The sequence below is a fragment of the Bradyrhizobium genosp. A genome, from assembly GCF_049949275.1.
Classification (GTDB): domain Bacteria; phylum Pseudomonadota; class Alphaproteobacteria; order Rhizobiales; family Xanthobacteraceae; genus Bradyrhizobium.
Window position 1 is genome coordinate 4,484,020 of record NZ_CP188196.1, and the last position, 25,191, is coordinate 4,509,210.

General features: G+C 64.1%; 25 protein-coding genes and 1 pseudogene. 17 read left to right on the plus strand and 9 right to left on the minus strand.

Going from position 1 to position 25,191, the window contains the following annotated elements; all coding sequences use genetic code 11:
* Positions 1-11 precede the first annotated feature (11 nt).
* From ACP2YP_RS20800 to ACP2YP_RS20835, 8 genes and pseudogenes are all read left to right on the plus strand, one after another.
* A pseudogene (locus ACP2YP_RS20800) lies at positions 12-915 on the plus strand (NAD(P)-dependent oxidoreductase).
* Positions 916-930: 15 nt separating this feature from the next.
* Positions 931-1,815 (plus strand): intradiol ring-cleavage dioxygenase, encoded by an 885-nt coding sequence (locus ACP2YP_RS20805; RefSeq protein WP_426418235.1) that lies wholly within the window; start codon positions 931-933, stop codon positions 1,813-1,815.
* A gap of 63 nt (positions 1,816-1,878) precedes the next feature.
* Positions 1,879-3,270 carry an FAD-linked oxidase C-terminal domain-containing protein gene (locus ACP2YP_RS20810; RefSeq protein ID WP_426418236.1) on the plus strand — a complete coding sequence of 464 codons (1,392 nt, stop codon included), beginning with the start codon at positions 1,879-1,881 and terminating at the stop codon, positions 3,268-3,270.
* The gene (locus tag ACP2YP_RS20815; protein ID WP_426418237.1) at positions 3,267-4,781 is read left to right on the plus strand and encodes a sugar ABC transporter ATP-binding protein; all 1,515 of its coding nucleotides are present in this window, start codon (positions 3,267-3,269) and stop codon (positions 4,779-4,781) included. Before ACP2YP_RS20810 ends, ACP2YP_RS20815 begins: the two co-directional genes overlap by 4 nt.
* Complete coding sequence (locus ACP2YP_RS20820; RefSeq protein ID WP_426418238.1) at positions 4,774-5,724, plus strand: ABC transporter permease; 951 nt, start codon at positions 4,774-4,776, stop codon at positions 5,722-5,724. The genes ACP2YP_RS20815 and ACP2YP_RS20820 overlap by 8 nt, the downstream gene beginning before the upstream one ends.
* Complete coding sequence (locus ACP2YP_RS20825) at positions 5,721-6,698, plus strand: ABC transporter permease (RefSeq protein ID WP_426418239.1); 978 nt, start codon at positions 5,721-5,723, stop codon at positions 6,696-6,698. Before ACP2YP_RS20820 ends, ACP2YP_RS20825 begins: the two co-directional genes overlap by 4 nt.
* Before the next feature lie 44 nt (positions 6,699-6,742).
* Positions 6,743-7,717: a sugar ABC transporter substrate-binding protein gene (locus tag ACP2YP_RS20830; protein WP_426418240.1), complete on the plus strand. Its 975-nt coding sequence runs from the start codon at positions 6,743-6,745 to the stop codon at positions 7,715-7,717.
* A gap of 69 nt (positions 7,718-7,786) precedes the next feature.
* Positions 7,787-8,074, plus strand: coding sequence for a YciI family protein (locus tag ACP2YP_RS20835; RefSeq protein WP_426418241.1), 288 nt, complete (start codon positions 7,787-7,789; stop codon positions 8,072-8,074).
* A gap of 221 nt (positions 8,075-8,295) precedes the next feature.
* On the opposite strand, the gene ACP2YP_RS20840 is transcribed toward ACP2YP_RS20835, so the two are convergent.
* Positions 8,296-8,688: an NUDIX hydrolase gene (locus ACP2YP_RS20840; RefSeq protein WP_426418242.1), complete on the minus strand. Its 393-nt coding sequence runs from the start codon at positions 8,686-8,688 to the stop codon at positions 8,296-8,298.
* A 153-nt stretch (positions 8,689-8,841) separates the two neighbouring features.
* Positions 8,842-9,969, minus strand: a complete 1,128-nt coding sequence (locus ACP2YP_RS20845; protein ID WP_426418243.1) for an AI-2E family transporter — start codon at positions 9,967-9,969, stop codon at positions 8,842-8,844.
* A gap of 278 nt (positions 9,970-10,247) precedes the next feature.
* Here ACP2YP_RS20845 and ACP2YP_RS20850 point away from each other — a divergent pair, with 278 nt between their 5' ends.
* Positions 10,248-10,475, plus strand: a complete 228-nt coding sequence (locus ACP2YP_RS20850; RefSeq protein ID WP_426418244.1) for a hypothetical protein — start codon at positions 10,248-10,250, stop codon at positions 10,473-10,475.
* 118 nt (positions 10,476-10,593) lie between these two features.
* Here the strand turns inward: ACP2YP_RS20850 and ACP2YP_RS20855 are convergent, their stop codons facing one another.
* Complete coding sequence (locus ACP2YP_RS20855; protein WP_426418245.1) at positions 10,594-12,303, minus strand: adenylate/guanylate cyclase domain-containing protein; 1,710 nt, start codon at positions 12,301-12,303, stop codon at positions 10,594-10,596.
* Between the two features lie 991 nt (positions 12,304-13,294).
* On the opposite strand from ACP2YP_RS20855, the gene ACP2YP_RS20860 reads away from it, so the two are divergent.
* Complete coding sequence (locus ACP2YP_RS20860; protein ID WP_426418246.1) at positions 13,295-15,343, plus strand: acetoacetate--CoA ligase; 2,049 nt, start codon at positions 13,295-13,297, stop codon at positions 15,341-15,343.
* Between the two features lie 130 nt (positions 15,344-15,473).
* Complete coding sequence (locus tag ACP2YP_RS20865; RefSeq protein WP_028173942.1) at positions 15,474-15,776, plus strand: hypothetical protein; 303 nt, start codon at positions 15,474-15,476, stop codon at positions 15,774-15,776.
* Positions 15,777-15,781: 5 nt separating this feature from the next.
* Here the strand turns inward: ACP2YP_RS20865 and ACP2YP_RS20870 are convergent, their stop codons facing one another.
* Together ACP2YP_RS20870 and ACP2YP_RS20875 are read right to left on the minus strand one after the other, a co-directional pair.
* Positions 15,782-16,018 carry a hypothetical protein gene (locus ACP2YP_RS20870; protein ID WP_426418247.1) on the minus strand — a complete coding sequence of 79 codons (237 nt, stop codon included), beginning with the start codon at positions 16,016-16,018 and terminating at the stop codon, positions 15,782-15,784.
* Between the two features lie 339 nt (positions 16,019-16,357).
* Complete coding sequence (locus tag ACP2YP_RS20875) at positions 16,358-16,639, minus strand: hypothetical protein (RefSeq protein WP_426418248.1); 282 nt, start codon at positions 16,637-16,639, stop codon at positions 16,358-16,360.
* A 189-nt stretch (positions 16,640-16,828) separates the two neighbouring features.
* Here ACP2YP_RS20875 and ACP2YP_RS20880 point away from each other — a divergent pair, with 189 nt between their 5' ends.
* The 3 genes from ACP2YP_RS20880 (at position 16,829) to ACP2YP_RS20890 (ending at position 18,436) form a co-directional block, all read left to right on the plus strand.
* On the plus strand, positions 16,829-17,416 hold the full coding sequence (locus tag ACP2YP_RS20880) for a formyltransferase family protein (RefSeq protein WP_426418249.1): 588 nt from the start codon (positions 16,829-16,831) through the stop codon (positions 17,414-17,416).
* A 188-nt stretch (positions 17,417-17,604) separates the two neighbouring features.
* Entirely contained in the window at positions 17,605-17,946 is a 342-nt protein-coding gene (locus ACP2YP_RS20885) for a hypothetical protein (protein ID WP_426418250.1), read from the plus strand.
* On the plus strand, positions 17,891-18,436 hold the full coding sequence (locus tag ACP2YP_RS20890; protein WP_426418251.1) for a hypothetical protein: 546 nt from the start codon (positions 17,891-17,893) through the stop codon (positions 18,434-18,436). The genes ACP2YP_RS20885 and ACP2YP_RS20890 overlap by 56 nt, the downstream gene beginning before the upstream one ends.
* A 52-nt stretch (positions 18,437-18,488) precedes the next feature.
* Here the strand turns inward: ACP2YP_RS20890 and ACP2YP_RS20895 are convergent, their stop codons facing one another.
* Entirely contained in the window at positions 18,489-18,887 is a 399-nt protein-coding gene (locus ACP2YP_RS20895) for a RidA family protein (RefSeq protein ID WP_426418252.1), read from the minus strand.
* Between the two features lie 420 nt (positions 18,888-19,307).
* On the opposite strand from ACP2YP_RS20895, the gene ACP2YP_RS20900 reads away from it, so the two are divergent.
* Positions 19,308-20,738, plus strand: a complete 1,431-nt coding sequence (locus ACP2YP_RS20900) for a caspase family protein (protein WP_426418253.1) — start codon at positions 19,308-19,310, stop codon at positions 20,736-20,738.
* Positions 20,739-20,919: 181 nt separating this feature from the next.
* On the opposite strand, the gene ACP2YP_RS20905 is transcribed toward ACP2YP_RS20900, so the two are convergent.
* Both ACP2YP_RS20905 and cysK read right to left on the minus strand, forming a co-directional pair.
* Complete coding sequence (locus tag ACP2YP_RS20905; RefSeq protein ID WP_426418254.1) at positions 20,920-21,159, minus strand: BrnA antitoxin family protein; 240 nt, start codon at positions 21,157-21,159, stop codon at positions 20,920-20,922.
* 3 nt (positions 21,160-21,162) lie between these two features.
* On the minus strand, positions 21,163-22,152 hold the full coding sequence (cysK, locus tag ACP2YP_RS20910) for a cysteine synthase A (protein ID WP_426418255.1): 990 nt from the start codon (positions 22,150-22,152) through the stop codon (positions 21,163-21,165).
* Positions 22,153-22,375: 223 nt separating this feature from the next.
* Between cysK and ACP2YP_RS20915 the strand changes: the two genes are divergently transcribed.
* Positions 22,376-22,594, plus strand: a complete 219-nt coding sequence (locus ACP2YP_RS20915) for a hypothetical protein (RefSeq protein WP_426418256.1) — start codon at positions 22,376-22,378, stop codon at positions 22,592-22,594.
* Here ACP2YP_RS20915 and tgt read toward each other — a convergent pair whose 3' ends face one another.
* The gene (gene tgt, locus ACP2YP_RS20920; protein ID WP_426418257.1) at positions 22,595-23,743 is read right to left on the minus strand and encodes a tRNA guanosine(34) transglycosylase Tgt; all 1,149 of its coding nucleotides are present in this window, start codon (positions 23,741-23,743) and stop codon (positions 22,595-22,597) included. It abuts the gene before it with no gap.
* A gap of 229 nt (positions 23,744-23,972) precedes the next feature.
* Between tgt and ACP2YP_RS20925 the strand changes: the two genes are divergently transcribed.
* On the plus strand, positions 23,973-25,127 hold the full coding sequence (locus ACP2YP_RS20925) for a patatin-like phospholipase family protein (protein WP_426418258.1): 1,155 nt from the start codon (positions 23,973-23,975) through the stop codon (positions 25,125-25,127).
* Positions 25,128-25,191: the final 64 nt, after the last annotated feature.

A 25,191-nucleotide genomic window follows, 5' to 3' on the forward strand; every position in this document is an offset into this window, starting at 1 on the left:
GACAACAAGAAATGACTGATACAAGCAAACAGGTCGCCTTCATCGGCATCGGCAAGATGGGCCTGCCGATGTCGCAGCTCGTCGCCAAGGCTGGCTTTAGCGTCACCGCCTTCGATCAGAGCGCGGCGCGGCTGAACGAGGCGCGCGAACACGGTATCGCTGTCGCAAGCTCAGCGGCCGAGGCCGTCAACGGCCGGCCTGTGGTCGTCACGTCGCTTCCCGACGACGCCGCCTTGCGCGCGGTGCTGCTCGGCCCGGCCGGGCTGATCGGCGCGATGGCGCCGAAGGCGGTGCTGATCGAGACCAGCACGGTCAGTGCCGAGGCCTCCGCCGAGGTCGATGCCGCCGCACAGGCCCGCGGGATCGACTATCTGCGCGCGCCGGTCTCCGGCAATGCCAGCATCGTCCACACAGGCGCGCTGAGCTGCTTCGTCTCAGGGCCCAAGGTCGCCTTCGAGAGCGCCAGACCGCTGTTTGCAAGCTTCACTCGCGCGCAGACCTATCTCGGCCCGGGCGAGGAAGCACGCTACGCAAAGCTCGCGGTCAATCTGATGATCGCGGTCTCGGCGGCGATGATGGCCGAGAGCCTGGCGCTGGCGCGCAAGGGCGGCATCGGCTGGCAGGACATCTTGAAGGTGCTGGACGACAGCGCGGTCGCCTCCCCCATGGTGAAGTACAAGACCGCGCCGCTCAGAACCCGCGACTTCGAGTTCGAGCTTCTCCTGCAAGCAGATGGCCAAGGACCTCGATCTCATCCTCGGCGCCGGCCATGCCGTCGGCGTGCCGCTGCAGCTCGCAGCCCAGGTGCGCGAGACCTACGGTTCGCTGGTCGCGCAAGGCGACGGCGAGACCGACTTCATCGCGACCGTGAAGCATCTCGAACGGTTGTCTGGCCTTGGCGAGCCCAAACTCTGATCGACGGAGGCGGAATTGCGTAATTTCAGCGAGACCAACATCACCGACGCCGTGCTCGAGCGCATCACTGGGGCGACCGATCCCCGCATCAAGCAGGTCAGCGAAGCCCTGGTGCGTCACCTCCACGCCTTCGTGCGCGAGGTCCGGCCGACCCAGACGGAATGGGAATACGGCATCGACTTCCTGACCCGCACCGGCCACATGTGCGACGACAAGCGGCAGGAGTTCATCCTGCTGTCGGACACGCTCGGCGTCTCCATGCTAGTCGATGCGATCAACCATCCGGTGCCGGAAGGCGCGACCGAGACCACTGTGCTCGGCCCGTTCTTCGTCCAGGCCGCGCCCGAGAAACAGAACGGCGACGATATCTCCGGCCACATGGAAGGCGATCCCATGATCGTCACCGGCTCGGTCTCGACCGTCGACGGCAAGCCGCTCGCAGGCGCCGTGGTCGACGTCTGGCATTCCGACAATGACGGCTATTACGACGTGCAGCAGCTCGACGAGATCGGCGACCTCGCGATGCGCGCGCGCTTTCATACCGACGCCAACGGCCGCTTCCATTTCTGGTCGATCAAGCCTGCGGCCTATCCGATCCCACATGACGGCCCGGTCGGCGAGATGCTGGAAGCGCAGGGCCGCCATCCCTGGCGCCCGGCGCATGTGCATTTCATGATCTCGGCGCCGGGCTTCGAGCAGCTCGTGACGCATGTGTTCGTCGCCGGCGACAAATATCTCGACAGCGACGTGGTGTTCGGCGTCAAGGACAGCTTGATCCACGACTTCGTGCGCTGCCCGGCCGGCCGTGCGCCGGATGGTCGCATGGTGGATGCCGCCTACTATCACCTCAATTACGATTTCGGCCTGAAGCAGGCCGCAAGCAGCGCGCAGGCGGCGTAAGCCGAACGTCGGATCGACGGACTGACAATAGTCCGCGACAAGGACAGACGACAGGGAGAGACGATGGGACCGCGGGTCAGCAGTGCCGCTTTGGCTGAGCGCCTCGAGAGCGTGATCGGTCCGCGCGCGACCATCGCGCGCGGCGTGCTCGATCAGCATGGCCAGAGCGAATCCTATTATCGCGCCCTGCCTCCTGATATCGTGGTCTTCCCGGAGACGACCGCAGAGGTCGCCGAGATCGTCAAGCTCTGCGCCGGCGCAAACATGCCGATCGTGCCGTTCGGCGCCGGCACCTCGCTCGAAGGCAATGCGTCCGCAGTCGCAGGCGGCGTCTGCATCGACTTCGCGCGCATGAACAAGGTGCTGACGCTCTACGACAGCGACATGAATGTCGTGGTCCAGCCCGGCATCACCCGCAAGCAGCTCAATACGGAGCTGCGCGGCACCGGACTGTTCTTCCCGATCGATCCCGGCGCGGATGCCTCGATCGGCGGCATGACGTCCACGCGCGCCTCCGGCACCATGGCGGTGCGCTACGGCACCATGAAGGACAACGTCATGGCGCTGGAAGTCGTGCTGACGGATGGTCGCGTGATCCGCACCGCTCGCCGCGCCCGCAAATCCGCGGCCGGCTACGATCTGACGCGGTTGTTTGTGGGCGCCGAAGGCACGCTCGGTGTCATCACCGAGATCACGCTGAAGCTGCATCCGCTGCCGCAGGCGATCTCGGCTGCGGTGTGCAGCTTCGACACCCTGCACAACGCGGTCGATACAGCAATCGGCATCATCCAGGCGGCCATTCCGGTGGCGCGCGTCGAGCTTCTCGACGACGTCATGATGCGCGGCATCAATGCCTACGCCAAGTTCGGCTATCGCGAGGCGCCGACGCTGTTCTTCGAATTCCACGGCTCGGAGACTGCCGTTGCCGAACAGGCCGAGCTGGCGCAGGCGATCGCCGCCGAGCATGGCGGCCGCGGCTTTGAATGGGCCAAGGCGCCCGAGGACCGCAGCCGGCTCTGGCATGCCCGTGACAACACACTTTATGCCGGCCTCGGCCTCCGGCCCGGCGCGCGCGCCGTCATCACCGACGTCTGCGTGCCGATCTCGCGGCTCGCCGAATGCCTGACCGACACGCGCCGCGACGCGGACGAGCACGGCTTCACCGCGCCCATCGTCGGCCATGTCGGCGACGGAAATTTTCATATGTTGATCCTGGTCGATCCCGCTAAACCCGACGAGATCAACGGCGCCAAGGCGCTGCAGGCCCGCATGGTCGGCCGCGCCATCGCCATGGACGGCACCTGCACCGGCGAGCACGGCATCGGGCTCGGCAAGATCGGCTATCTCGCTGACGAACTCGGCGAAGCCGTCGACGTGATGCGGTCGATCAAGACCGCGCTCGATCCGGACGGCCTGATGAACCCCGGCAAGATCTTTGCAGGAGCGCGGCCATGAATACCGCCGGCGAGACCTCAACGCCCCCACTGCTCGAGCTGCGCGGCATCAGCAAGGCCTTTCCGGGCGTCAAGGCGCTGGACGACGTGTCCTTTGCGCTCTACGCCGGCGAAGTGCACATGCTGCTCGGCGAGAACGGCGCGGGCAAGTCGAGCCTGATGAAGGTGCTGTGCGGCGCCTACAGCGCCGACGCCGGCGAATTCTTCTATAAAGGCGAGAAGGTCACGATCGCCTCGACCGCCGACGCGCAAAAACTCGGCATTGCCGTGATCTTCCAGGAGTTCTCGCTCGTCCCCTATCTCGACATCGCGCAAAACATCTTCCTCGGCCGCGAGCCGAAGGGCCGCATTCCCGGCAGCATCGACCGTCGCAAGATCCTGGCCGACGCCAAGCGCCTGCTCGACACGATCGGCTTCGACATCGACCCGTCCATCACTGTCAACACGCTCGGCGTCGCCCAGCAGCAGATGGTCGAGATCGCAAAAGCCATCAGCCAGAATGCGCGCATCCTGGTCATGGACGAGCCGACGGCCGCGCTCTCCGACCGCGAGAGCGAGCTCCTGTTTGCGCTGATCGCGCGGCTGAAGGCCGATGGCGTCTCCATCGTCTACATCTCGCACCGCATGGCCGAGGTGTTTGCGCTCGGCGACCGCATCACGGTCCTGCGCGACGGCCGCCGCATCGACGGCGTTCGCCCGGCCGACGTCACGCCCGACCAGCTCGTCCGCATGATGGTCGGCCGCACCGTCGACATGACCTATCCGCGCAATTTTGCTGACAAGCCCGGCGAGGTGCTGCTTCAGGTCAAGGGCCTGACCTCGCCGAGCGGAATCTCCGACATCAACATCGAGGTCCGCCGCGGCGAGATCGTCGGCCTCTGCGGCCTGGTCGGATCCGGCCGCACCGAGGTGGCGCGCGCGATCTTCGGCGCCGATCCGGTCGCCTCGGGCGAGATCGTGTTCGACGGCAAGCCGATCGCCGGCGAGCCCGACGTCGCCGCCCGCCGCGGCATCGCGCTGATCCCGGAGAGCCGCAAGAGCGAGGGGCTCGCGCTGCTGCGTTCAGTCGGGGACAATCTCGTGGTCTCGGCGCTGCGAAAACTGTTTCCGAGCGGGCTGTTCGATCCGCGCAGCGGCCAGCGCACCGCCGACGGCCTGATCCGGCAGCTCCGCATCGCCACCCCGAGCGCGCGCCAGACAGTCGGTCTGTTGTCGGGCGGTAATCAGCAGAAGGTCGTGATCGGCAAATGGCTCGCGGCCGGCGCAAAACTCTTCATTTTCGATGAACCGACCCGCGGCATCGATGTCGGCGCCAAATCCGAGATTTTTGCGCTGATCGACCGGCTGGTCGCCGAAGGCGCGGCGGCGCTGATGATCTCCTCCGAGCAGGTCGAGATCTGCCATGTCTGCGACCGCGCCTATGTGATGCGCGAGGGCCGCGTCGCCGGCCATCTGACGCGCAACGAGCTGACCGAGGAGAACATCGTGCGATTGGGGATGCATCATGCGTGAAGCCGCGGTCGTATCTCAACCCAATCCGCTGCAGCGCATTCCCGGCGTCGCCATCGTGCTGGGCGTCCTGATCGTGCTGTTCGGCGCGATCGCGCCCGGTTTCCTCACTCCGGCCAATCTGTCCAACGTGCTGGTGCAGTCGACCATCCTGACCATGCTGGCGCTGCCGATGACGCTGATCATCATGACCGAGGGGCTCGACCTCTCGATGGGCGCGGTGCTGACGCTGACCTCGCTCTGCGTCGCCATCGTCTCGCTCGCGACCAAATCGATGTTGCTTGGGCTGGGCGCAGGCGTCGTGGTCGGCGCGGCCTTCGGTACCGTCAATGGCTGGCTGGTCGCGATTTTGGGCATCCCGCCCTTCGTGGCGACGCTCGGCACCCTCGGGATGGCGCAGGGCCTATCGCTGATCGTCAGTGACGGCCAGAGCGTGGTCGGCATTCCCCACAGCGTGCGGGACATCTATTCGGCGACGCTGCTCGGCATTCCCGTGCCGATCGTGATCGCGCTCGTGACTTATGCCGCCTTCCACGGCCTGCTCTATCACACCCGCTTCGGCAGCTATGTGTTCGCGCTCGGCGGCAATCGCGAGGCGCTCCGCTATGCAGGTCTCTCGCCCAACAAGCTCCTGATCGCGGTCTACGCGCTCGGCGGCACCATGGCGGGCATCGCCGGCTTGCTGATGACCGCCCGGATGAATTCAGGGCATCCGACCGCGGGCCTCGGGCTCGAATTCGATGCGATCGCGGCGGTCGCGGTCGGCGGCACCTCGTTCGAGCGTGGCAATGGCTGGCTGCTCGGCACCCTGCTCGGCGTCATCGCCGTCGGCGTGCTGCGCAACGGGTTGAACCTGATCTCGATGCCCTCTTCGGTGCAGGTCGCAAGCGTCGGCGTCCTCGTCATTGTCGCGCTGTTCCTCGACGGCCTCAGGAGCCGGTCATGACCGACATCACCAAGGAGGCGCTGTCGCCGCCACGTTCGTTCCTGTCGCAGGACGCGATCCAGCTGTTCTACCGGCTGCTCGCCGTGCTGCTGATCTGCGCCGTGCTGGCGGTCCTGAACGATTCCTTCCTCAGCCTCGGCAACATCCTCAACGTCCTGCGCCAGGCGAGCCTCACCTTCTTCATCGCCTCGGGCCTGACGCTGGTGGTGCTCACCGCCGGCCTCGATCTCTCGGTCGGCGCCAATGTCGCGCTGTCTGCCTGCATCGCCGGGACGGTGATCCACACCACGGGATCGCCTGTTCTCGGCATCCTGACCGGGCTTGCCTGCGGCGGCATCGTCGGCCTCCTCAACGGCATCATGGTGACGGCGCTGCGCATCCCCTCCTTCATCGCCACCTACGGCATGCTCTGGGTGCTGAACGGACTCACTTATTGGTACATGGCGGGCGAGACGCTGCACGGTTTCCCCGCGGGCTTCCGCCAGATCGGCAGCGGCTATCTGTTCGGGCTGCCGATTCCGGTCTATCTGCTGCTGGTGTTCCTCGGGATCGGAACGCTGTTTGCCCAGCGCACGATCTGGGGCCAGGAAATCTATGCGATCGGCGCCAATCCGGTCGCCGCCCGCCTCTCCGGCATTCCGGTCACGCGGCGGCTTCTGCTCGTCTACGCCGTCTCCGGCACCATGGCCGGGCTTGCCTCGATCATCTTCCTGTCCCGGCTCAATTCCGCCGAGGCCGACATCGGCGAAAGCCTGACCTTGCCGGCGATCGCGGCGGTGCTGATCGGCGGCACCTCGCTGTTTGGCGGCGTCGGCACCGTGTTCGGCACCTTCATCGGCGCGCTGATCCTGACGCTGGTGCTGAACGGCATGAATTTGCTCTCGGTCAGCGCCAATTGGCAACCGCTGGTCACCGGCATCATCGTCATTCTCGCGGTCTGGCTCGACATGAAGACCCGCCGCCGCGCGCAATGAAGTTTTCAAGCAATCCAACAAGCAAAATGAGGGATGGAGACGACATGAAACAGAGACTGGGCTATCTCGCGCTGCCGCTCGTGATCGCAGCCGCGTTGACGACGCAGGCGCGCGCCGACGGCGAGACCATCGCGGTGTTCACCAAGAACCAGACCAACCCGTTCTTCCAGACGGTGCGGGTCGGCGCCGACAACATGGCCAAGACCCTGAACGCCAAGACGCTGCAATACATTCCGACCAAGCCGGACTCGATCCCCGAGCAGCTCAGCCAGATCGAGGACGTCGTGGTGAAAAAGCCGAGCGCGATCGTCTTCACGCCGGTCGACTACAAGGCGATGGTGCCGGGCGTTGAGAAGATCAACGACGCCAAGATTCCCGTGGTCAACATCACCGATCGCTCCGCCGGCGGCAAATTCCTCTCCTTCGTCGGCGCCGACGATTACAGCCTCGGGCTCGAGACCGCGCGCTTCCTGCTCAAGACGCTCGGCGGCAAGGGCAACATCGTCATCATCGAGGGCGTCAAGGGCTCGCTCACCAATGTCGACCGTGTCCGCGGCTTCAACGATGCGCTGAAGGAAAGCCCGGGCGCCAAGCTCCTGGCCTCGCAGCCCGGCAACTATCAACGGCTCCAGGCGCTCCAGGTCATGGAAAACCTGATGCAGTCGAATTCGCAGATCGATGGCGTGCTCGCCGCCAACGACGCCATGGCGGTCGGCGCGATCGAGGCGCTCGACGGCGCCAACCGCAAGGCCCAGGTGATCGGCATCAACGGCACTAAGGAGGCGATCGACGCCATCAAGTCCGGCAAGCTGCTCGCGAGCGGCGACTATAACGGATTTGCCCAAGGCTGCCTCGGCACCATGATGGCGATCCGGGCCTTGCGCGAGCAGCCCGTCATCGCCGAGATCGTGTTGAAGCCGACCGTCATCACCAAGGACAATTACCAGCCGTTCGACCAACCGCTCGAGCAGCGCACCTGTCCGACCTTCGAGGAAGCCAGCAAGCTCAGCGCGAAGTAACCGCGGCCTGTTTCATCACGCACCGGGACGGCTGAACTGACAGCCGTCCCCAAAAGTCCCGGGGACATCATGCTGTTTGCTATCCATGCCATCGACCGCACCGGCGCATTGCCGACGCGGCTTGCCAATTACGACGCCCACAAGGCGTTCCTCAGCGATACCTCGCGCTTCGGCGTCAAGATCGTGATGTCGGGACCGCTGGTCGCCGACGACGGCGCCACCATGATCGGCAGCCTGTTCCTGATCGAAGCCCCTAGCCGTGCCGAGGTCGAGGCCTTCAACCGCGCCGATCCGTTCGCGGCGGCCGGCATCTGGGAGAAGGTGACGATCACGGGGTTTCTGCGGCGGCAAGGTTGACTGACAAGGCTGACAGACAAGGCTGCCAGATAAGGCTGACCAATCCGGCACGCCTCCCGCCGGACGTGAAAAACCCCAGTGCTTTTAGGCACTGGGGCGTTTCAACGAAAATGAATTGGTAAGGCAATGACGCCTCTCTAGCAGCTCACTCCGCTGCAGCTTGTGAACTGGTTCACACGCGCCGCGAGGAATGATCGGACGATTTGTCACACCCAAGTCCGCTAGCTCCGCCGCTGCTTCCTCGGAAACAGGCGGTCGCGGATGTAGCGCGAGGTCGCGGTCAGGCGGATCCCGCGCGGCTTCTGCCAGGCGGCGCGGTCGATCTCCTTCTTGTCGCCGATCGCAAGCCGGCCCTTGGCGCTCTTGGCGATGAAGATCGCATCGCTCATCTTGCGGCCCGAACGCTTGTTCTTGGCCGTCACTTCCTTCCAGAGGCTGATCCGGCCGAGCTTCAGCTTCGGCAGTTCCTCCCTGATCTCGCGCCGCAGGCAATCCTTGTCGGATTCGCGCGCGCGTTTGCGGCCCCCGGGGAACATCCAGAGACCGTCCGACCGTCGCCTGACCAACAGAACCTTGCCGCGCTTGGCGGCTACCAGCTTGGAAGACTTCGCCATACCTGTCGCAAACCGAGAAAAGAATCGAGCCATCGTAACTTGTCTATTTCATTAGACAAGTTCGGCGACCACCCGGATACCGTCGGCTCCCATCGTTGTCCACACGCATGCGAGATGCGGCAAACGTCCCGGCAGCCCGCTGGGGCTGCCTGGCTAGCGAACCTCGTCGGCTGGCGGCATCGCATTCGGCTTCGCATTCGGCTTCGCAGCCGTGGTTCGGTCCTCGGTCCGGATCCACGCCGCCGCCATCTCCCACGCCACCGACAGGATGATCGGCCCGATGAACAGGCCGACGATGCCGTGGGCAAGCGTGCCGCCAATCACGCCGATGAAGATCACGATGGTCGGCGTGTTGAGACCGCGTCCCATGACAAGCGGCTTCAGCATAGTATCGATGAAGCCGACAAGGACGAAGAACACGGTGAGCACCAGCGCCGTGGTGACGTCCTTGGCGGTCCAGATCCAGATGATCACCGGCAGCAGCACCAGGAAGGCGCCGATCTGCACGATCGACAGCAGCAGCACGATGAAGGCGAGCAGACCGGCGCTCGGCACGGCTGCGAGCTTGAAGCCGATGCCGGCAAGCAGCGCCTGCACGATGGCGACACCGATCACGCCTTGCGCCACCGCGCGGATGGTGGCGCCGCCGAGCACGAGAAAATGCTCGCCCTGCTCCGGCACGATGCGCGACAGGAAACCACGCCCGGCCGCAACCAATCGCGGCCCGTGCGGAAACAGGAAGCCGGCCACGAACACCGAGACCAGGAACTGGAGCGTGCCGAGGCTGGCATCGCCCGCGAGCACCAGAAGCGGTCCCGCCAGCGGCTGGAGATAGGGCGCGACCTCGCGTAGCACGGCACGGATGTTGTTGTAGGCCTGGTCCCAGAGCTCGTAGAGCGTCGGGCCGATCACCGGCCACGACTTGATCTGCTCCGGCGCCGACTGGAGCGCGAGGTCGCCGGTGCCAAGCTCGTGCGCGAGCTCCTTCGCCCCCTCCACGGCACTGAGGCCGAGCCAGGTTGCGGGGCCGAGCACGATGCCGAGCGTGATCAGGGTGAGGATCACGGCCGCGGTCTTGGGCCGGCCCCCGAGGATCTTGGCGACCCAGCTGAAGGCGGGATAGAACGCGACCGCGAGCACGGCGCTCCAGGCCAGGATCGGCACGAACGGCCGGATGATGTAGAGCGTCCAGAGGATCAGCAGCGCCAGCAGGCCGAGGCGGATCACGAGCTGGATGACATCCTCGCCCGTCAGGAGCTGACGCAGACTTTTCACAGGCACGGCTTTCCTTGCGGCATCAACGCGGGTTCCGGCACTTGCGCGGGCTAGGGTTATTGCCAGCCGCGAGCCGGGCGTCAAGACGACCGGGCACGCCTGGACCGACCGGCGGCGGGATTTGAACTGACGGGCGCTGCGAAGTCCGGGAAAACCTTGCAATAACCGCGAGCGGCGACGGGTTTGCCTAACGGCGATTAACCGGATTTCCACCGGCCGGTTTACGCCGATGCAAAGGCTCGCGACCTACGCTTCCGCCAGGTCCCCAAAACACTTGCGGTGCAATGGCCAACAGCATCTGGACGATCGAAGAATTCACCTGCCCCGGTTGCAGCATGAACTACACCGCAACAAGGGAGGAGCACGCCGAGCCGCATTCAGGCCACTTCAAATGCAGCATCTGCAGCGGCGTGGTGCACAGCTGGTCCGGCAAGCATCACTTCTTCGGCTGGTCGGCGGTGAAGACCAAGCCCGCGGTGTTCGGCCGGCGCTGGGCGGGCGTGGGGTGGTAGGCTGGAGACCTGTACCGCAAGCGGGCTGAGCCGTTTCGCCACTGCCCCTGATGGCGATCGGATCAAGCTTTGGCTTCATGTCCGCTATGGGCTAGATTTACGTCAGGCACACTGGCGGCTACGATTTCTCGGAGTACCGCCAGACGCCATCCCAGTCGTCGGCGAGGTTTGCCGTTCGCAGGCGACTGATGCGCTCGATGAACAACCGTGAGGGCGGGTCGTCGGGTACAGCCAGCAGGCACTGCTCGAACGCTGCCTTTGCCTTGTCCCAGTCCTTGCGACGATAGGTGGCCAAACCGTCGGCAAAGAGTTCGCATAGCGTGACAAGCCCTGCCGATAGCGCGCCCGCCGTGGCCATCAGCTCAAAAATACGAATCGGCTCCGTCTTGCCGGCCACCGTAATAGTGTCGAGTTCTCGCGCCTCCACTGCGCCTTGCGCGAGTCGGAACGTCTCCTCGCTGATCACGATTGACGTTCCGTAGACCTTGTTGATGCCCTCGAGGCGGGATGACAGGTTCACGGTGTCTCCGATCACGGTATAGGATCGCGCAGATTCCGAACCAATAGTCCCTACGACTGCCTCACCCGTCGCGATCCCCATCCTGATGACAAGTTCGGGAGCATTCTTCCGCATACCTGTGATTTCGGGGAGGCGCTCGCGGAGTTCCGCTATCGCCGACTGCTGGGCCAGTGCAGCAAGACATGCCTCCGCCGCGTGTTCGTCGCCCTTCGAAAAAGGAGGAACCCAGAACGCCATCACGGCATCGCCTATATATTTGTCGATGATTCCATGGTGCTCGTGAATCACGTCTGCCACTGAGGCAAAATAGTTGTTCAGGAGATGGACCACGGCGCCGGCAGTCAGCTGCTCGCTAATGCCGCTGAACTGCTTTATATCCGAAAAGAAGATCGTCAGTGTTCGGCGTTCGGCCTGTTCTGTGCCGCTTCCGATTAGCCGATTGACAAGTCGCGGGTCGATGAACTTGCCAAAGGTCTCCTTGATCCGCTCCCTTGAGCGCAGTTCCTCGATCATGCGATTGAACGACTGAGCAAGTTCACCGACTTCGTCCCGCGTTCGAATTGCGACCGGCTCAGAGTTTATTCCTGACTCAATCGCTCGCGTGCTGACAACGAGCTGCCTCAGACTTGCGACGACCCGCATCGACCCGATTGCGCTGACACCAAGACCGATTGCACAAGCAATGAAGAAAAGGCCCAAGCTCAGGTAGCCATTCAGGCGCTGCCTGGCGAGCACCGACTGCGTCGATCGCGCCGTCAAATCCGCTATTTCACGCCTGACCTGAGAGAGGTCCGGACCGAACGCTTCTTCGTAAGCGCGGAATCCAAGCGATGTCTTTCGCGCATCGTCCAGACGGCCCTCGGACATTGCAGCTAGAGTCCGATCCCCGACCTGGAGAAAGCCATCAAGTCCACGGCTGAGGTATTTCAAGGATCCGGCAAGTTGTGCGAGGACCACGCGGTCCTCCGCATCATAACCCGGATCATGGGTGGCGGTCGCAAGGAGTTTTTGGCCCTTTGAAACCGTCGATTGCAGATCGTCGCGGATCGCGTCAAGCGTCTTGCGGCCAGTGTCGAACTCGGCACTGTTCGCCGGTGGATTCCGCAGCAGCCTCAAAATACCAAGCTCGTATCGATCTGTGTAGACATCAAATTCGGAAATAACATGGGAGAGAGGAAGCTCGTATTCCGAGATGTTGGCGATAACGTCACTGTCGAGCTTCTGAAAAAATGCAAGAAGGCCCACAACCATCGCGAACAGAGCGAGCAAGGTGCCAGCGAGAAGGAAGATCTTCTTTCGGATTGTCATCCGTGCCTCCGGCCCTGCTTGTGACAATGACCGGGTCCGGCGGCCAGTCAGGCGGCTGGACTTGGGCGCAAGAAGTCCGAAGTTTCCATCGGAAATTGCCACATACCCCTGCGGATCTCACTTATGGTGATCGAAAGGAAGCCAGATAGCAACAGGCCGAATGTCCGAGATGGGTCAAAAGCAGACGTTACTCGCATCGCCAAGACAAGAAAACTGCCCGTCGGGCAAACACCAACCCAAACTTCCTGCAGCGGCTGTCAAGCCGATTCAGAAAAAATATTCCACTTTACCGAAATTCGGATTTGTCGTACAAGCGAAACACCCAGACCCGGGACAAGGGGCGGATCGCGATCGTCACGAACCGCGGGCCTGGCAGCGATGGACGCGACGGCGTCGGGCGCGGCGGGCCTTGCAGGGCGGGAAACCGTGAGCAGGAGCTCGCGCGCGGATGACACGGCGCTGACAGCGTCTTCGCATGGCTTCGGGCGTGAGCACACGCCAGCGTTCGAAGTCCCAGCGAGGACGTGCGCGGACGGTCAAGTCGTGTGGTCCTGACGCCCGGGGTCTGTGCGTCACGTCTTGCGGTGATGTGCCTGTGCCCAACCGGGCGCGCACATCAGCTATCCGCGAGGCAACGGGGGCAATAGTGCATCGCTCCCCGGGGAGAGCACGAAGTACGCCGTAAACCATTGCGCAGGGAAGGCCGGGCGTTCGGCCAACCTGTGGTCCACCCCGTGTGCTTTTTTTGTAGCGCACGGATCGCGGGTGCCGCCGGCGCCCGGCATTCCCTGCGCCCTTGTCTCGATGAGGGCGATGCGACGGACACAAAGCTCGGGCGGAATCCGCCGCGAGGAGGTGAAGGTGTGCCTGCTGTTTGAGAGGCAATGTTGCTGCAATTGCTGCTGATGACCCTCACCTTAAGGAACTGACGCTTCTGCTAAGCCGCGACACCGGATAAACTCCCCTCCTCGTCAACCAAAGTCGATGCCCAATGACCGCTCCCTTCGTCCCGCAGATCGCCCTCTACCGTACCTGGCTTGCCGAGCAGCGCGGCCTGACGTTCTCGCATTACGAAGACATGCGGCAATGGTCGGTGCGCGATCTCGACGGGTTCTGGCGCAGCATCTGGGACTATTACGACCTGCAATCGCCGACGCCGTTTGCGGCCGTCATTACCGAGCGCAAGATGCCGGGCGCGGTCTGGTTTCCCGGCGCGCAGGTGAACTACGCGCGGCAGGTGTTCCGGCATGTCGAGGCTGCACATGCCGCCGGCCTGCCCGCGATCGTCTGCGGCGGCGAGGACGGCAAGCTCACGGAAACCAGTTGGCCCGAGCTCAAGCGCAAGGCGGCCGCGCTGGCGCTGCACCTGAAGGACAAGGGCATCAAGCCCGGCGACCGCATCGCGGCCTATCTGCCGAACATTGCCGAGACCATCATCGCGTTTCTCGCGAGCGCCAGCATCGGTGCGATCTGGAGCGTCTGTGCGCCCGACATGGCCGCGCCCGCAGTGATCGACCGCTTCAAGCAGATCGAGCCAAAGGTGCTGATCGCCTGCGACGCCGTCACCTATGCCGGGCGCAGGCATGACCGCAAAGATGTCGTCGCCGAGCTGCGCCGATCATTGCCGAGCGTCGAGCACGTCATCCTGCACAGCGAAGCCGGCGCGCCTGCCGCACCGGACGCCCTGCTCTCCGACATCACCGCAAGGACGGGCGCCGCGATCGGCGCGTTCGAGCCGATGTGGCTGCCGTTCGATCATCCGCTCTGGATCGTCTATTCCAGCGGCACCACCGGACTGCCGAAGCCGATCGTGCACGGCCATGGCGGCATCGTCATCGTGGTGCTGGCACTGCTGGGGCTGCACAACGATATCGGCTGCTCCTATCACCAGAATTCCCTCGGCGAGCGCTATCACTGGTACTCTTCGACTGGCTGGATCATGTGGAATTCGCAAGTCGGCGGCCTCCTGAGCGGCACCACCTGCTGCATTTTCGACGGCAGCCCGGGCGGCACCAAGGACAAGCCGGACTGGGCCACGCTGTGGCGCTTCGTGGCGCAATCGAAAGCGACCTTCTTCGGCGCGGGCGCGGCGTTCTTTGCCAACTGCGCCAAGGCCGAAACCGATCTCGCGATCGCCGGCGACCTCTCGCGGCTGCGCTGCCTCGGCTCGACCGGCTCGCCGCTCAGCGCCGACACGCAAGCCCATTTCAACGCCCGCTTTGCGGCGCTGTCGAAAACCAACGCCAGCACGGCGCAGGCCGATATCTGGTGGGCGAACATCTCCGGCGGCACCGATTTCGCCGGCGCCTTCATCGGGGGCAATCGCGAATTGCCGCAGACACCCGGTGCGATGCAGTGTCGTCTGCTGGGAGCAGCCGTGGAAGCCTTCAGCGAACAGGGCCGCGCCGTGATCGACGAGGTCGGCGAGCTCGTCTGCACCGAGCCGATGCCGTCGATGCCGCTCTATTTCTGGAACGACAAGGACAACGCGCGCTATCTCGCGAGCTATTTCGAGACCTATCCGGACAATTTCGACGGCAGCGGACGCGGGCCGGTGTGGCGGCATGGCGACTGGCTCAAGGTCAATCCGGACGGCTCATGCGTGATCTACGGCCGCAGCGATGCCACCATCAACCGGCACGGCCTGCGCATGGGCACCAGCGAGCTCTACTCCGCGATCGAGGCGCTGCCGGAGGTGGTCGACTCTCTCGTCGTCGACCTCGAATATCTCGGCCGCGACAGCTACATGCCGCTGTTCGTGGTGCTGCGCGAAGGAGTCGCCTTCGACGGCGCGATGCAGGCCAAGATCAACAAGGCGATCGAGGCCGGTCTGTCCCGTAGATTCCTGCCGAACGAAATTTTTGCCGTCGCCGAGATCCCGCGCACGCTCTCGGGCAAGAAGCAGGAGCTGCCGATCAAGAAGCTCCTGCTCGGCCAGCCCGTCGAGAAGGTCATCAACAAGGAAGCGATGGCCAACCCGGCCTGCCTCGACTGGTATCTCGCTTTCGCCCGCGACTATCTCGCGCGCACGGCGGCGTAGACCCCAACGGCCGTCGAAAATTGGAAGGCTCGGCGACGCGGCAGATCGGCCCAATTGCGCCTTCGGCGTTTGCACTCCGTTCACCCATCGCCGCTAGACGGGTCAGGATCCCTTGCAACGAACCGCAGCCATGGCCGACCTCAATGCCGTCCTCACCAGGCTCAACGACCGCCTGCTCCGCCTCGAGGGCGAGCTGTTTGTGCTGCGCTCTCTGGCGCGCGCGACGCTGACGGCGGGCGACGATCACGCCGCGCGCATGCGCAAGCTGGTCGAAGCCGCCAAGGTCGCGCTCGATGACGAGGCCAAACGCGAGCTCGACAAGCCCACGCGCAAATATGTCGATGCGGCAACGGCGCTGGTGGAGGAATTGCTGGCGGAGCCGACGCCGGCGCGACCGCTGTTCACCGTCATCGACGGCGGCCGCCGCGACTGAGCATCTCAGCGGAACCGCGTCGGACCAAGCTCGGGCGCGTCCACCGCCAGCCTGGCCAGTCCGGCCTCGATGATCGCGATCTCCTCGTCGATCTTGTCGATCGGCAGGCTGAAATCGTAGCTGCCTGACCTGCTCTTCAGATCGACCGCGAGGCGCTGCCTGTGCATCATCAGCTCGTCGAGGCCACGGCGGTTCTTCAGCCGCACATAGGCGTCCACGATCTGCTCAATGGCGTTCGGCATGACATCGGTCCCGGCAAAAATGCCCGCGTGGCGCACCCACGCCGGCGGGACATTCTTGGTGTCGCGGTACGCAATACAAATCCGCGACGGTTTCGTCGATACGACAGCGAGGTTGAGAACGCGTTACCGTTTGATGATTTCCACGAGGCGCGGCATGAAAAAGCCGCTGGCATTTGCGCCAGCGGCCAATGCCGGGTTCGAAAATGGATCCGGAATGAAATATCGCCAGCCCCGGTACGAGCCATTCTAACCGCACGGGGCGACGTCGCTCTGTCGGAATTCAGACACAGGAACCGGCGCATCCACCACTTGCTGTCTGACCGTGGCCGTACGGCAACGCTAGTCGGTGACGCAAAAATAGGCCCGCGGCCATCTGCGATAGGCACTGTAGCGGTAGTACGGCCTGTAGGCATAGCCGCGATAAATCGCCGGCGGCTCCTCGCCGTAATAGGCGCCGTGGTAAAAATTATAGGGCACCCCGTCAGTACAGCGATAAGCGTCCCAGGTCGGGCCGATGAAGGGCGCCACGCCGATTTCGGGCGGCACCGCCGGATACGGCCCGCCGGCATGGGCCGGGGTTGCCGCGATCAGTGCGGCGAGAAGAAACCATGCGCTGCGCATTCGCTCGCTCCGAGCCTCGGGATCTCCCCATGGAAACACCGGAGCGGGCCGCTGTGCAATCGTGGAGTTCGTCGCAGCCCCGCAGCGGACGCATTGTTGATAACCGGAGCAAACGCCGCGCGGGTGGTGACAGGGCGGCCTGACGTGTTTATCGGGGGATGACGCAGCTGCGAGACGGATCGGACACCCATGCGCATTACCCTCGTCGGCTCCCGCCACTTCGGCGTGACCACCCTGAACATGCTCCGCGAGCACGGCGTCGGGGTCGTGCGGGTCGTGGTGGCCGACGCGGACGACCGCCTGGCCGCGACCGCCAAGGCCGCCGGCATCGAGGTGGTGGTGCAGGCCAATCCCAAGCTGGTGGTGGCCTCCGAGATCGCCCCGGACACCGACCTGATCATCACCGCCCACAGCCACGCCCGGATCGGCAAGGACGCGCTGGCCGCCGCCAAGTTTGGCGGGATCGGCTATCACCCCTCGCTGCTGCCGCGCCATCGCGGCAAGGCCGCGGTGGAATGGACCATCAAGGAAGGCGATCCGATCGCCGGCGGCACGATCTATCATCTCGCCGACCGCATGGACGCCGGCGCCATCGCCGCCCAGGATTGGTGCTTCGTCAGGAAGGGCGAGACCGCCCGTGAGCTCTGGGAGCGTGCGCTGGCTCCGCTCGGCCTCAAGCTGCTCGCCGACGTGATCGACTACGCCAAGGTCCACAAGGCGCTGCCCTCCAAGGCGCAGGACGAGCAGTTCGCAACCTTGGCGCCAAGCCTTTCCTGACGTGAGTCGCTCCCGACGTTAACGATTAACGTGAGGCCGCATTGATTTTGTTTCAAAAATTGAAGCGAAGAACGCAAATAAACCATTGTTCCCACAGGAACAATTTTCGGTTTGGCATCGCAACAAATTTCCGTCACATTTCGCCCGAATAAGCGTCAGCATATCAGACAAATTCAAGGACGGAATTCATGCGTTTTGGTCGCATCGCGGCGTTCTGTGCCGCTTCAGTCATTACCGCCGCTCCCGCGCTCGCCCAGACCCCGTATGACGGCAATTGGCAGGTCACCATCGTGACCAAGACCGGTTCCTGCGAGCCGAGCGCGAGCTCGATGCTGACGGTTGCCGACGGCAAGATCAGCGCACCCGGCGCTAACGTTTCCGGCACCATCGGCAGTGGGGGTCTTGTGAAAGTTTCGATCAATGGTGCATATGCCAACGGTCAACTCAGCGGCAACGCCGGATCGGGGAAGTGGAATGGAGCATCTGCAGGCATACCGTGCAGCGGGCGATGGGAAGCATCGCGCCAATAAGCAATTCGGGACGAACCTCCTCAACCGGCGGCTGCTCATGGCGGCCGCGGTTTTGTTTGTGACAGCTGCCGCCAGCTCGGAGAGCAAGGCCCAGGCCGGCCCGTTCGCGCCCATGGCGGGCACGTGGAGCGGCGGCGGCACGGTCGTTCTCGATGACGGATCGACCGAACGGATCCGCTGCCGGGCGAAATATGCGCCGATCGGCCCCACCATGGAAATGTCGCTGACCTGCGCCAGCGACGCCTACAAGTTCAACCTCGGCGCCAACGTCAAGGCCGAGGGCAGCGCCATCACCGGAAGCTGGAGCGAGGCGAGCCGCAACATCAGCGGCTCCTTGCAGGGGCGTGGTGGCGGTGGAAACTTTGAGGTGGTGGCCTCGGCCGCCAGCTTCAACGCCAACATTGCGCTGAGGACGAGCGGCAACAAGCAGACCGTCACCATCCGCGCGGACAGCCAATTCCGCGGCGCCAACATCACGATGTCGAGATAAGACAGTACGGTGACACGACAATCGATCCGGCGACCTCGCCGGATCGATTTTTTTATGCGTTAGGCACGAACGCCGTAACCTCGATCTCGACCTTCGCGCGGTCGTCCACGAGGCCGCCGATATAGAGCAGCGTCGAAGGCGGGAAATTACGTCCGAGCGTCTCCTTCCAGGCCGCGCCGATGCCGACATCTGCGGCTTCATATTCGCTGCGGCTGGTCAGATACCAGGTCAGGCGCACGATGTGCTCGGGGCCGGCGCCGGCCTCGGCGAGAAGCTTGATGATCCGCTTCAGCGCGGTCGCAACCTGGGCCGCCAATTCAGGCTCGTAATTGCCGGCCTCGTCGCCGCCGGTCTGCCCGGCCAGCACGACCCAGCGGCCCGGCCCCTCCGCCACCACGCCGTGTGAAAAGCCACGCGGTTTCTTCCATTCGGCCGGCTGCAAGATGCGCATGAGCGGAGATCTCCCGATTTTCTTGTTGATCTGTGATGCCTTAGCACGCCGCCTTGCATCGCTGCACTCGCAGATTTGGCCGTTGCAAACGGCCGTGATGTCGCCGATAGCGGCCTCCCCTCAGGCTCGATCTCCTGCCCCGCACCGATGAGCACAACACCGTCCTGAATTTGAAGTCGCCCGCCCCGATTCCCGCCCGCGCGCAGTGAACCGCGCCACCATCTCACGCGACAAATCGGAGTGGTCGAGCGTGATTTGGATCACGTTGGTGGGGCATGCCATCGTGCACACTCGGTCACAGAGCAGCGGATTGGATGAGTTGGGCGAACTGTCGTTTTGCTAGCGCGAAGCCGGTCGCTTTCGTGTAAATTCGACGCCAATTTGTTGCTGCCTGTCATTCGATTCTGTTGGGGATTTCAGATGCGCACTCTCACCATCATCGTTTCGCTGATGTGCATGGCGCTGTCGGTCAGTGCCGCCAAGGCCGACCGCCGCGTCGCCTTCGTCGTCGGCAACGGCGCCTACAGGAACGTCGCCCAATTGCCGAACCCGCCGATCGACGCCAAGGCGATGGCATCGACGCTGCGCAATGTCGGTTTCGAGGTGATCGAAGGGTCCAACCTCACCCGCGACCAGATGACAGAGAAGCTGCTCGACTTCGGCCGCAAGGCACAGGGCTCCGATGTCGCGGTGTTCTATTATGCCGGTCACGGCATCGCTGTCAGCGGCAGCAACTATCTCTTGCCCGTCGATGCCGACATCAAGTCGGAGATGGACGTGAAGTTAGGGGCCGCTATCAACATCGACCTGACTCTCGACCAGACCATGGGCGACGCCAAGGTCAAGCTGGTCTTCCTCGACGCCTGCCGCGACAATCCCTTCGCCGCCAAGATCAAGTCGAACTCGGCAACCCGCAGCGTCAACGTGCAAAGCGGCCTTGCCGAGATGAAGTCCGGCGAAGGTACGCTGATCGCGTTCGCGACCGGTCCCGGCCAGACCGCGCTTGATGGCCAAGAGGGCAACAACAGCCCGTTCACCCGTGCGCTGATCGACAACATCACCAAGCCCGGCGTCGAGATCCAGCAGGCCATGACCTCGGTGCGCGCCCAGGTCAATGAGGAGACCCACAAGGGTCAGCTGCCCTGGGGCCACACCAACTTGATCGGCGCCGTCTATCTCAACCCGGCGCAGCAAAGCCAGCAGGTCGCCAACGCGGCGCCGACCGCCTCGAGCAGCTCGCCGGCGGCGGCTGCCAGCAGTAGCTCCGACGGTGTCGAGCTCGAATATTGGCGCTCGGTGAAGGAAACCAACAAGCCGGAAGAACTCAACGCCTACCTCTCGGCCTATCCGAACGGCCAGTTCAAGGCGCTGGCCCTGGCGCGGCTTGCCGCGATCCAGAACGGTCCATCGACCACGACCCGCAACCTCAATGCCGGCGTCGATCCCGCCACCTTCACCGATGACGCCAGCCAGCTTACAGAGGACCAGATCGGCCTCGACAAGGGCCAGCGCCGCGACGTACAGCGCCGCCTCAACGGGCTCGGCTTCGACACCAAGGTGACCGGCGCGTTCAACGAAGAGACCCGCACGGTGCTCAAGCGCTGGCAGGCCGCCCGCGGCTATCCGTCGACGGGCTTCCTCAACAAGCTCCAGCACAAGGCCCTGCTCTCCGAGATCGTGGCGTCGACGACGACCGCGAGCGATGACAGCCCGAAGCCGGCCCGGCGCGCCGCTCCCGCGAGCAGCGGCGGCGGCGGTGGTGGCGGCCATCGCGGCGGCGGCGGCGATGCCGGCGCGGCCTTCATGGGCGGCGTCGTCGGCGGCATGATGGGCGGCATGTTCCGCCGCTGAGACGAGATCATATCCCCAAATACAAGAGCCCGGCTCGCGCCGGGCTTTTTCGTTGGTCGCCCCTCATCCCGAGGAGCTTGCGAAGCAAGCGCCGAAGGATGAAAGGCCCGGATGCAGCAGCGGGGCCTGTCATGGCTCGAGACGGCGCTGACGCGCCTCCTCACCATGGGGAGTTGGCGCTTTACTTCCCCGCAGCCTTGCGCAGCGCCTCGTTGATGCGGTCCTGCCAACCGGGGCCACCCGCCTGGAAATGCTCCAGGACGTCCTGGTCGATCCGCAGTGTGACCTGCTCCTTGATGCCCGGCGCCACGTTCTGCTTCGGCGGCGCTACGACGACCTTGGCCGTCACTTTCTTGAACGCCGCCTCGGCCTCCGACCGCGCATCGCCAAGCGTGCGCGGCCGCCTCGGTTGATCCGCCATCTCTCAGATTCCTTCAAACAGAGCCGTCGAAAGATACCGCTCGGAGAAGGACGGCACTATAGCCAAGATGGTTTTTCCCGCAGCTTCCGGCCGCTTGCCGATCACGAGCGCTGCGGCGATCGCAGCACCGGAGGAGATGCCGCCCGGGATGCCCTCATGCCGCGCCAGTGCCCGCGAGGTCTCGATCGCCGTCGTTGAGTTGATCCTCACGATCTCGTCGATCACGGAGCGATCGAGAATGTCGGGCACGAAGCCCGCGCCGATGCCCTGGATCTTGTGCGGCGTGTGCTGGCCGCCTGACAGCACCGGGCTCTCCTCGGGCTCGACCGCAACCACGCGCAGCGACGCCTTGCGCGGCTTCAGGACCTGTCCGACACCGGTGATGGTGCCCCCGGTGCCGACGCCGGCGACGAAGAAGTCGATATTGCCGGCGGTATCGTTCCAGATCTCCTCCGCGGTGGTGCGGCGATGCACGTCGGGATTGGCGAGGTTCTTGAACTGCTGCGGCATCACCGAGTTCGGCGTCGTCTTCAGAAGTTCTTCGGCCGCGGCGATCGCACCCTTCATGCCCTGCGCGGCCGGCGTCAGCACCAGCTCGGCGCCGAGGAACGCCAGCATCTTGCGCCGCTCGATCGACATGGATTCCGGCATCACCAGCTTCAGCCGGTAGCCGCGCGAGGCCGCGACAAAGGCGAGCGCGATGCCGGTATTGCCGGAGGTCGGCTCGATCAGCACGGTGTCGGGCTTGATGATGCCGGCCTTCTCCATCGCGATGATCATGGCCGCGCCGATGCGGTCCTTCACGCTCGCGGCCGGATTGAAATATTCGAGCTTCGCCAAAATGGTCGCATCGACGCCGTGCATGCCCGGCAGCCGGCGCAGGCGCACGATCGGCGTGTCGCCAAAAGCCTCGACGATCGAATCATAGATCCGGCCGCGGCCGGGTTGGTGCGGTGCACTGGTCTTTGCAGCCTTCTCGGACGATGCGTCCATGATGAACTCCCTGTGACGACAATTTGCGCTTCTTTTGCAGCGATTGCGCAGCTACGGACAGCTTGTGGCGACACGCAAGCGACAATGCCGCACATGTTAAGTACGCTGCATCGCAAAACCGCGTGAGCTGCAATTAGCAGAAAATCAACGCATTTGTGTTGCGACCTCGTCAACTGATTCTGCTTATGTTAGACTTACGTCTCGAAGCAGGGAGGTCACCACGATGTCAGCAGCCGCTGAAGTGTTGTCGACCGTCGCACCAAGGCGCGATCCGCGTTGCAGTGAGTTGCCCACCTGTCCCGTCTGCGCCGACTCCATGGTCGCCGCCGAAGCCTCCGCCTACGTCTCGGACCACGTGATCAGCTATCTCTGGACCTGCGACACTTGCGGCTATGGCTTCGTCACCAAGCACTCCGTCAAGCAGCGGATCGTGTGCAACTGATTAACGCGGGGCGATATCGCCCCTCGCCCAGTCCTCGCGCGTACGCTGATAGAACTCGTCGAACGTTCCGTGTGCGATCGCGTCCCTGATGCCCTGCATCAGGAACTGGTAGTAAGCGATATTGATCTCGGACAGCAGCATCGCCCCCAGCGTCTCGCCGGCCTTGACGAGATGGTGCAGGTAGGCGCGCGCGTAATTGCGCGCCGACGGCCATGAGCTCTCTTCGTCGAGCGGACGCGGATCGTCGGCGTGGCGCGCGTTGCGCAGATTGACCTGGCCGAAGCGCGTGAAGGCCACGCCATGGCGGCCATTGCGTGTCGGCATCACGCAATCGAACATGTCGACGCCGCGCTTCACCGCCTCGAGAATGTCATCGGGCGTGCCGACGCCCATCAGATAGCGCGGCCGGTCGGCCGGCAGCGCCGGCGCGGTCTCGTCGATCATCGCCAGCATCACCGCCTGCGGCTCGCCGACGGCAAGGCCACCGATCGCATAGCCGTGGAAGCCGATCTCGACGAGGCCTTGCGCGCTGGCATGGCGCAGCTGCGGGATGTCGCCGCCCTGCACGATGCCGAACAGCATATAGCCGTCGGGCGCGCGCTCGAAGGCGCGCTTGCTTCGCTCGGCCCAGCGCAGCGACAGCCGCATCGCGCGCTCGATATCGTCGCGCTCCGCCGGCAGCCGCACGCATTCGTCCATCTGCATCGCGATGTCGGAGCCGAGCAGGCGCTGCACCTCGATCGAGCGCTCCGGCGACAGCTCGACCTTGGCGCCGTCGATATGCGATCGGAAGGTGACGGCGTGCTCGCTGACCTTGCGTAAGTCAGCCAGCGACATCACCTGGAAGCCGCCGGAATCCGTCAACATCGGCCCGTTCCAGCCGGTGAACCGCTGCAAGCCTCCGAGCGCGCTGATGCGCTCCGCGCCGGGACGCAGCATCAGATGATAGGTATTGCCGAGCACGATGTCGGCGCCGGCGTCACGCACCTCGCGCCAGTGCATGCCCTTCATGGCGCCGGCGGTGCCGACCGGCATGAAGGCGGGGGTCCGCACCACGCCATGCGGTGTGGTCAGGCGGCCGGTGCGCGCGGCGCCATCGGTGGCGAGCAGCTCGAAATGATTGGGTAAGCCAGTATCAGGAAGACTCATGGCGGTGCTTATTGCTTGTCGGGACATGTCGATCAACCCGCCCGGACCGCGATGCCCCAGACTGGGACACCGCTGACGCGGATGTGATACAGGTCACGCTTGATGAACAAAACGATACAGTATAGTTTAATAGTGGGGGCTGGACGAGATGCCGCGGCAAATTGCCGGCGCCCATAGATGCGTGATCGTCAGCCACCGACAGATGCCCCTCCCCACGTGTTCGACCAACATGTCCGCCTCCTCGGATGGCTGGACAAGGCGGACAGGCACCCGCCTGATCAGGTCGCTGGCACTCGTGTGCAGCCTGGCACTCGCCGCGTGCACCTCGCTCCCCCGCACGCCCTATACGGCGGCCGATGCGAGTGCTTCGCGCGTGCTCGATATCGACGGCCTGCGGCGCTACGCCGACGAGCCCATCACGAAGTTGAGCTTCGAGCAGGACAAGGTGACCGGGAGGAGAACCTATCTGGCGCTATCAGGCGGCGGTGCCGACGGCGCCTATGGCGTCGGCGTGCTGAACGGCTGGACCGCGGCGCGTAACCGCCCGACATTCTCCGTCGTCTCGGGTGTGAGCACCGGCGGCCTGATCGCGCCCTTTGCCTTCCTCGGATCGCAATATGACGACACGCTTCGAGAGCTCTACACCAGCGGCATCGCCGAAAGCCTGCTGAACGATCCCAGCATCATCCGCGTGCTGTTCGGCTCCGGACTGTTCGGCAATACCCGGCTGCGCGAGTTGGTCGCGCGCTATGTCGGGCCGGAGATCATGGCACAGGTCGCCCGCGAGAACGCCAAGGGCCGACGGCTGCTGGTCGTCACCACCGATCTCGACACCCAGCGCACCGCGATCTGGGACATGGGCAAGATCGCCGCGGTCGGCACACCCGAGGCGCTAAAGCTGTTTCGCGACGTGATGGCGGCGTCCGCCAGCATTCCCCTGGTGTTTCCGCCGATCCTGATCGAGGCCGAAGGCCAGGGCCGCAAATTTCAGGAGATGCATGTCGACGGCGGCGTGACCGCCCCGGTGCTGACGCTGCCCGAAGCTTTGCTGTTCCAGGGACGCCTGCCTGATAACGCGAAGATGGACATCTACATCCTCGTCAACAAGAAGATCGAACGCAACTTCGAGCTCGTCGCCAACAGCACGATCGATGTCGCCTCACGCAGCCTGTCCTCGATCACGCAATCGCAGACGCGCTCGATCATCTTCTCGACCTATGATTTCGCCCAGCGCAACCACCTCGGCTTCCATCTCTCCTACATCGAGCGCGATTATCCGGCGCCGCCGTCCGAAGGCTTCGACACCGGCTATATGCGGGCGCTGTATCAGTACGGATACGAGAAAGCGGCAGGCGGCCAGGCCTGGACCTCGCGGATGCCGTGAGGTCCGCGCGGCGGAACGGCGTCGTACCGGGATCGTTGACGATACGGACAATTCGGCCAGATTC

Coding starts and splice junctions, on each gene's coding strand:
- ACP2YP_RS20810 (WP_426418236.1), top strand. CDS start 1,879: ATGGGACCGCGGGTCAGCAGTGCCGCTTTGGCTGAGCGCCTCGAGAGC.
- ACP2YP_RS20860 (WP_426418246.1), top strand. CDS start 13,295: ATGACCGCTCCCTTCGTCCCGCAGATCGCCCTCTACCGTACCTGGCTT.
- tgt (WP_426418257.1), bottom strand. CDS start 23,743: ATGAGTCTTCCTGATACTGGCTTACCCAATCATTTCGAGCTGCTCGCC.
- ACP2YP_RS20840 (WP_426418242.1), bottom strand. CDS start 8,688: ATGGCGAAGTCTTCCAAGCTGGTAGCCGCCAAGCGCGGCAAGGTTCTG.
- ACP2YP_RS20815 (WP_426418237.1), top strand. CDS start 3,267: ATGAATACCGCCGGCGAGACCTCAACGCCCCCACTGCTCGAGCTGCGC.
- ACP2YP_RS20855 (WP_426418245.1), bottom strand. CDS start 12,303: ATGACAATCCGAAAGAAGATCTTCCTTCTCGCTGGCACCTTGCTCGCT.
- ACP2YP_RS20850 (WP_426418244.1), top strand. CDS start 10,248: ATGGCCAACAGCATCTGGACGATCGAAGAATTCACCTGCCCCGGTTGC.
- cysK (WP_426418255.1), bottom strand. CDS start 22,152: ATGGACGCATCGTCCGAGAAGGCTGCAAAGACCAGTGCACCGCACCAA.
- ACP2YP_RS20905 (WP_426418254.1), bottom strand. CDS start 21,159: ATGGCGGATCAACCGAGGCGGCCGCGCACGCTTGGCGATGCGCGGTCG.
- ACP2YP_RS20895 (WP_426418252.1), bottom strand. CDS start 18,887: ATGCGCATCTTGCAGCCGGCCGAATGGAAGAAACCGCGTGGCTTTTCA.
- ACP2YP_RS20825 (WP_426418239.1), top strand. CDS start 5,721: ATGACCGACATCACCAAGGAGGCGCTGTCGCCGCCACGTTCGTTCCTG.
- ACP2YP_RS20870 (WP_426418247.1), bottom strand. CDS start 16,018: ATGCCGAACGCCATTGAGCAGATCGTGGACGCCTATGTGCGGCTGAAG.
- ACP2YP_RS20925 (WP_426418258.1), top strand. CDS start 23,973: ATGTCCGCCTCCTCGGATGGCTGGACAAGGCGGACAGGCACCCGCCTG.
- ACP2YP_RS20880 (WP_426418249.1), top strand. CDS start 16,829: ATGCGCATTACCCTCGTCGGCTCCCGCCACTTCGGCGTGACCACCCTG.
- ACP2YP_RS20835 (WP_426418241.1), top strand. CDS start 7,787: ATGCTGTTTGCTATCCATGCCATCGACCGCACCGGCGCATTGCCGACG.
- ACP2YP_RS20915 (WP_426418256.1), top strand. CDS start 22,376: ATGTCAGCAGCCGCTGAAGTGTTGTCGACCGTCGCACCAAGGCGCGAT.
- ACP2YP_RS20900 (WP_426418253.1), top strand. CDS start 19,308: ATGCGCACTCTCACCATCATCGTTTCGCTGATGTGCATGGCGCTGTCG.
- ACP2YP_RS20830 (WP_426418240.1), top strand. CDS start 6,743: ATGAAACAGAGACTGGGCTATCTCGCGCTGCCGCTCGTGATCGCAGCC.
- ACP2YP_RS20865 (WP_028173942.1), top strand. CDS start 15,474: ATGGCCGACCTCAATGCCGTCCTCACCAGGCTCAACGACCGCCTGCTC.
- ACP2YP_RS20820 (WP_426418238.1), top strand. CDS start 4,774: ATGCGTGAAGCCGCGGTCGTATCTCAACCCAATCCGCTGCAGCGCATT.
- ACP2YP_RS20875 (WP_426418248.1), bottom strand. CDS start 16,639: ATGCGCAGCGCATGGTTTCTTCTCGCCGCACTGATCGCGGCAACCCCG.
- ACP2YP_RS20885 (WP_426418250.1), top strand. CDS start 17,605: ATGCGTTTTGGTCGCATCGCGGCGTTCTGTGCCGCTTCAGTCATTACC.
- ACP2YP_RS20890 (WP_426418251.1), top strand. CDS start 17,891: ATGGAGCATCTGCAGGCATACCGTGCAGCGGGCGATGGGAAGCATCGC.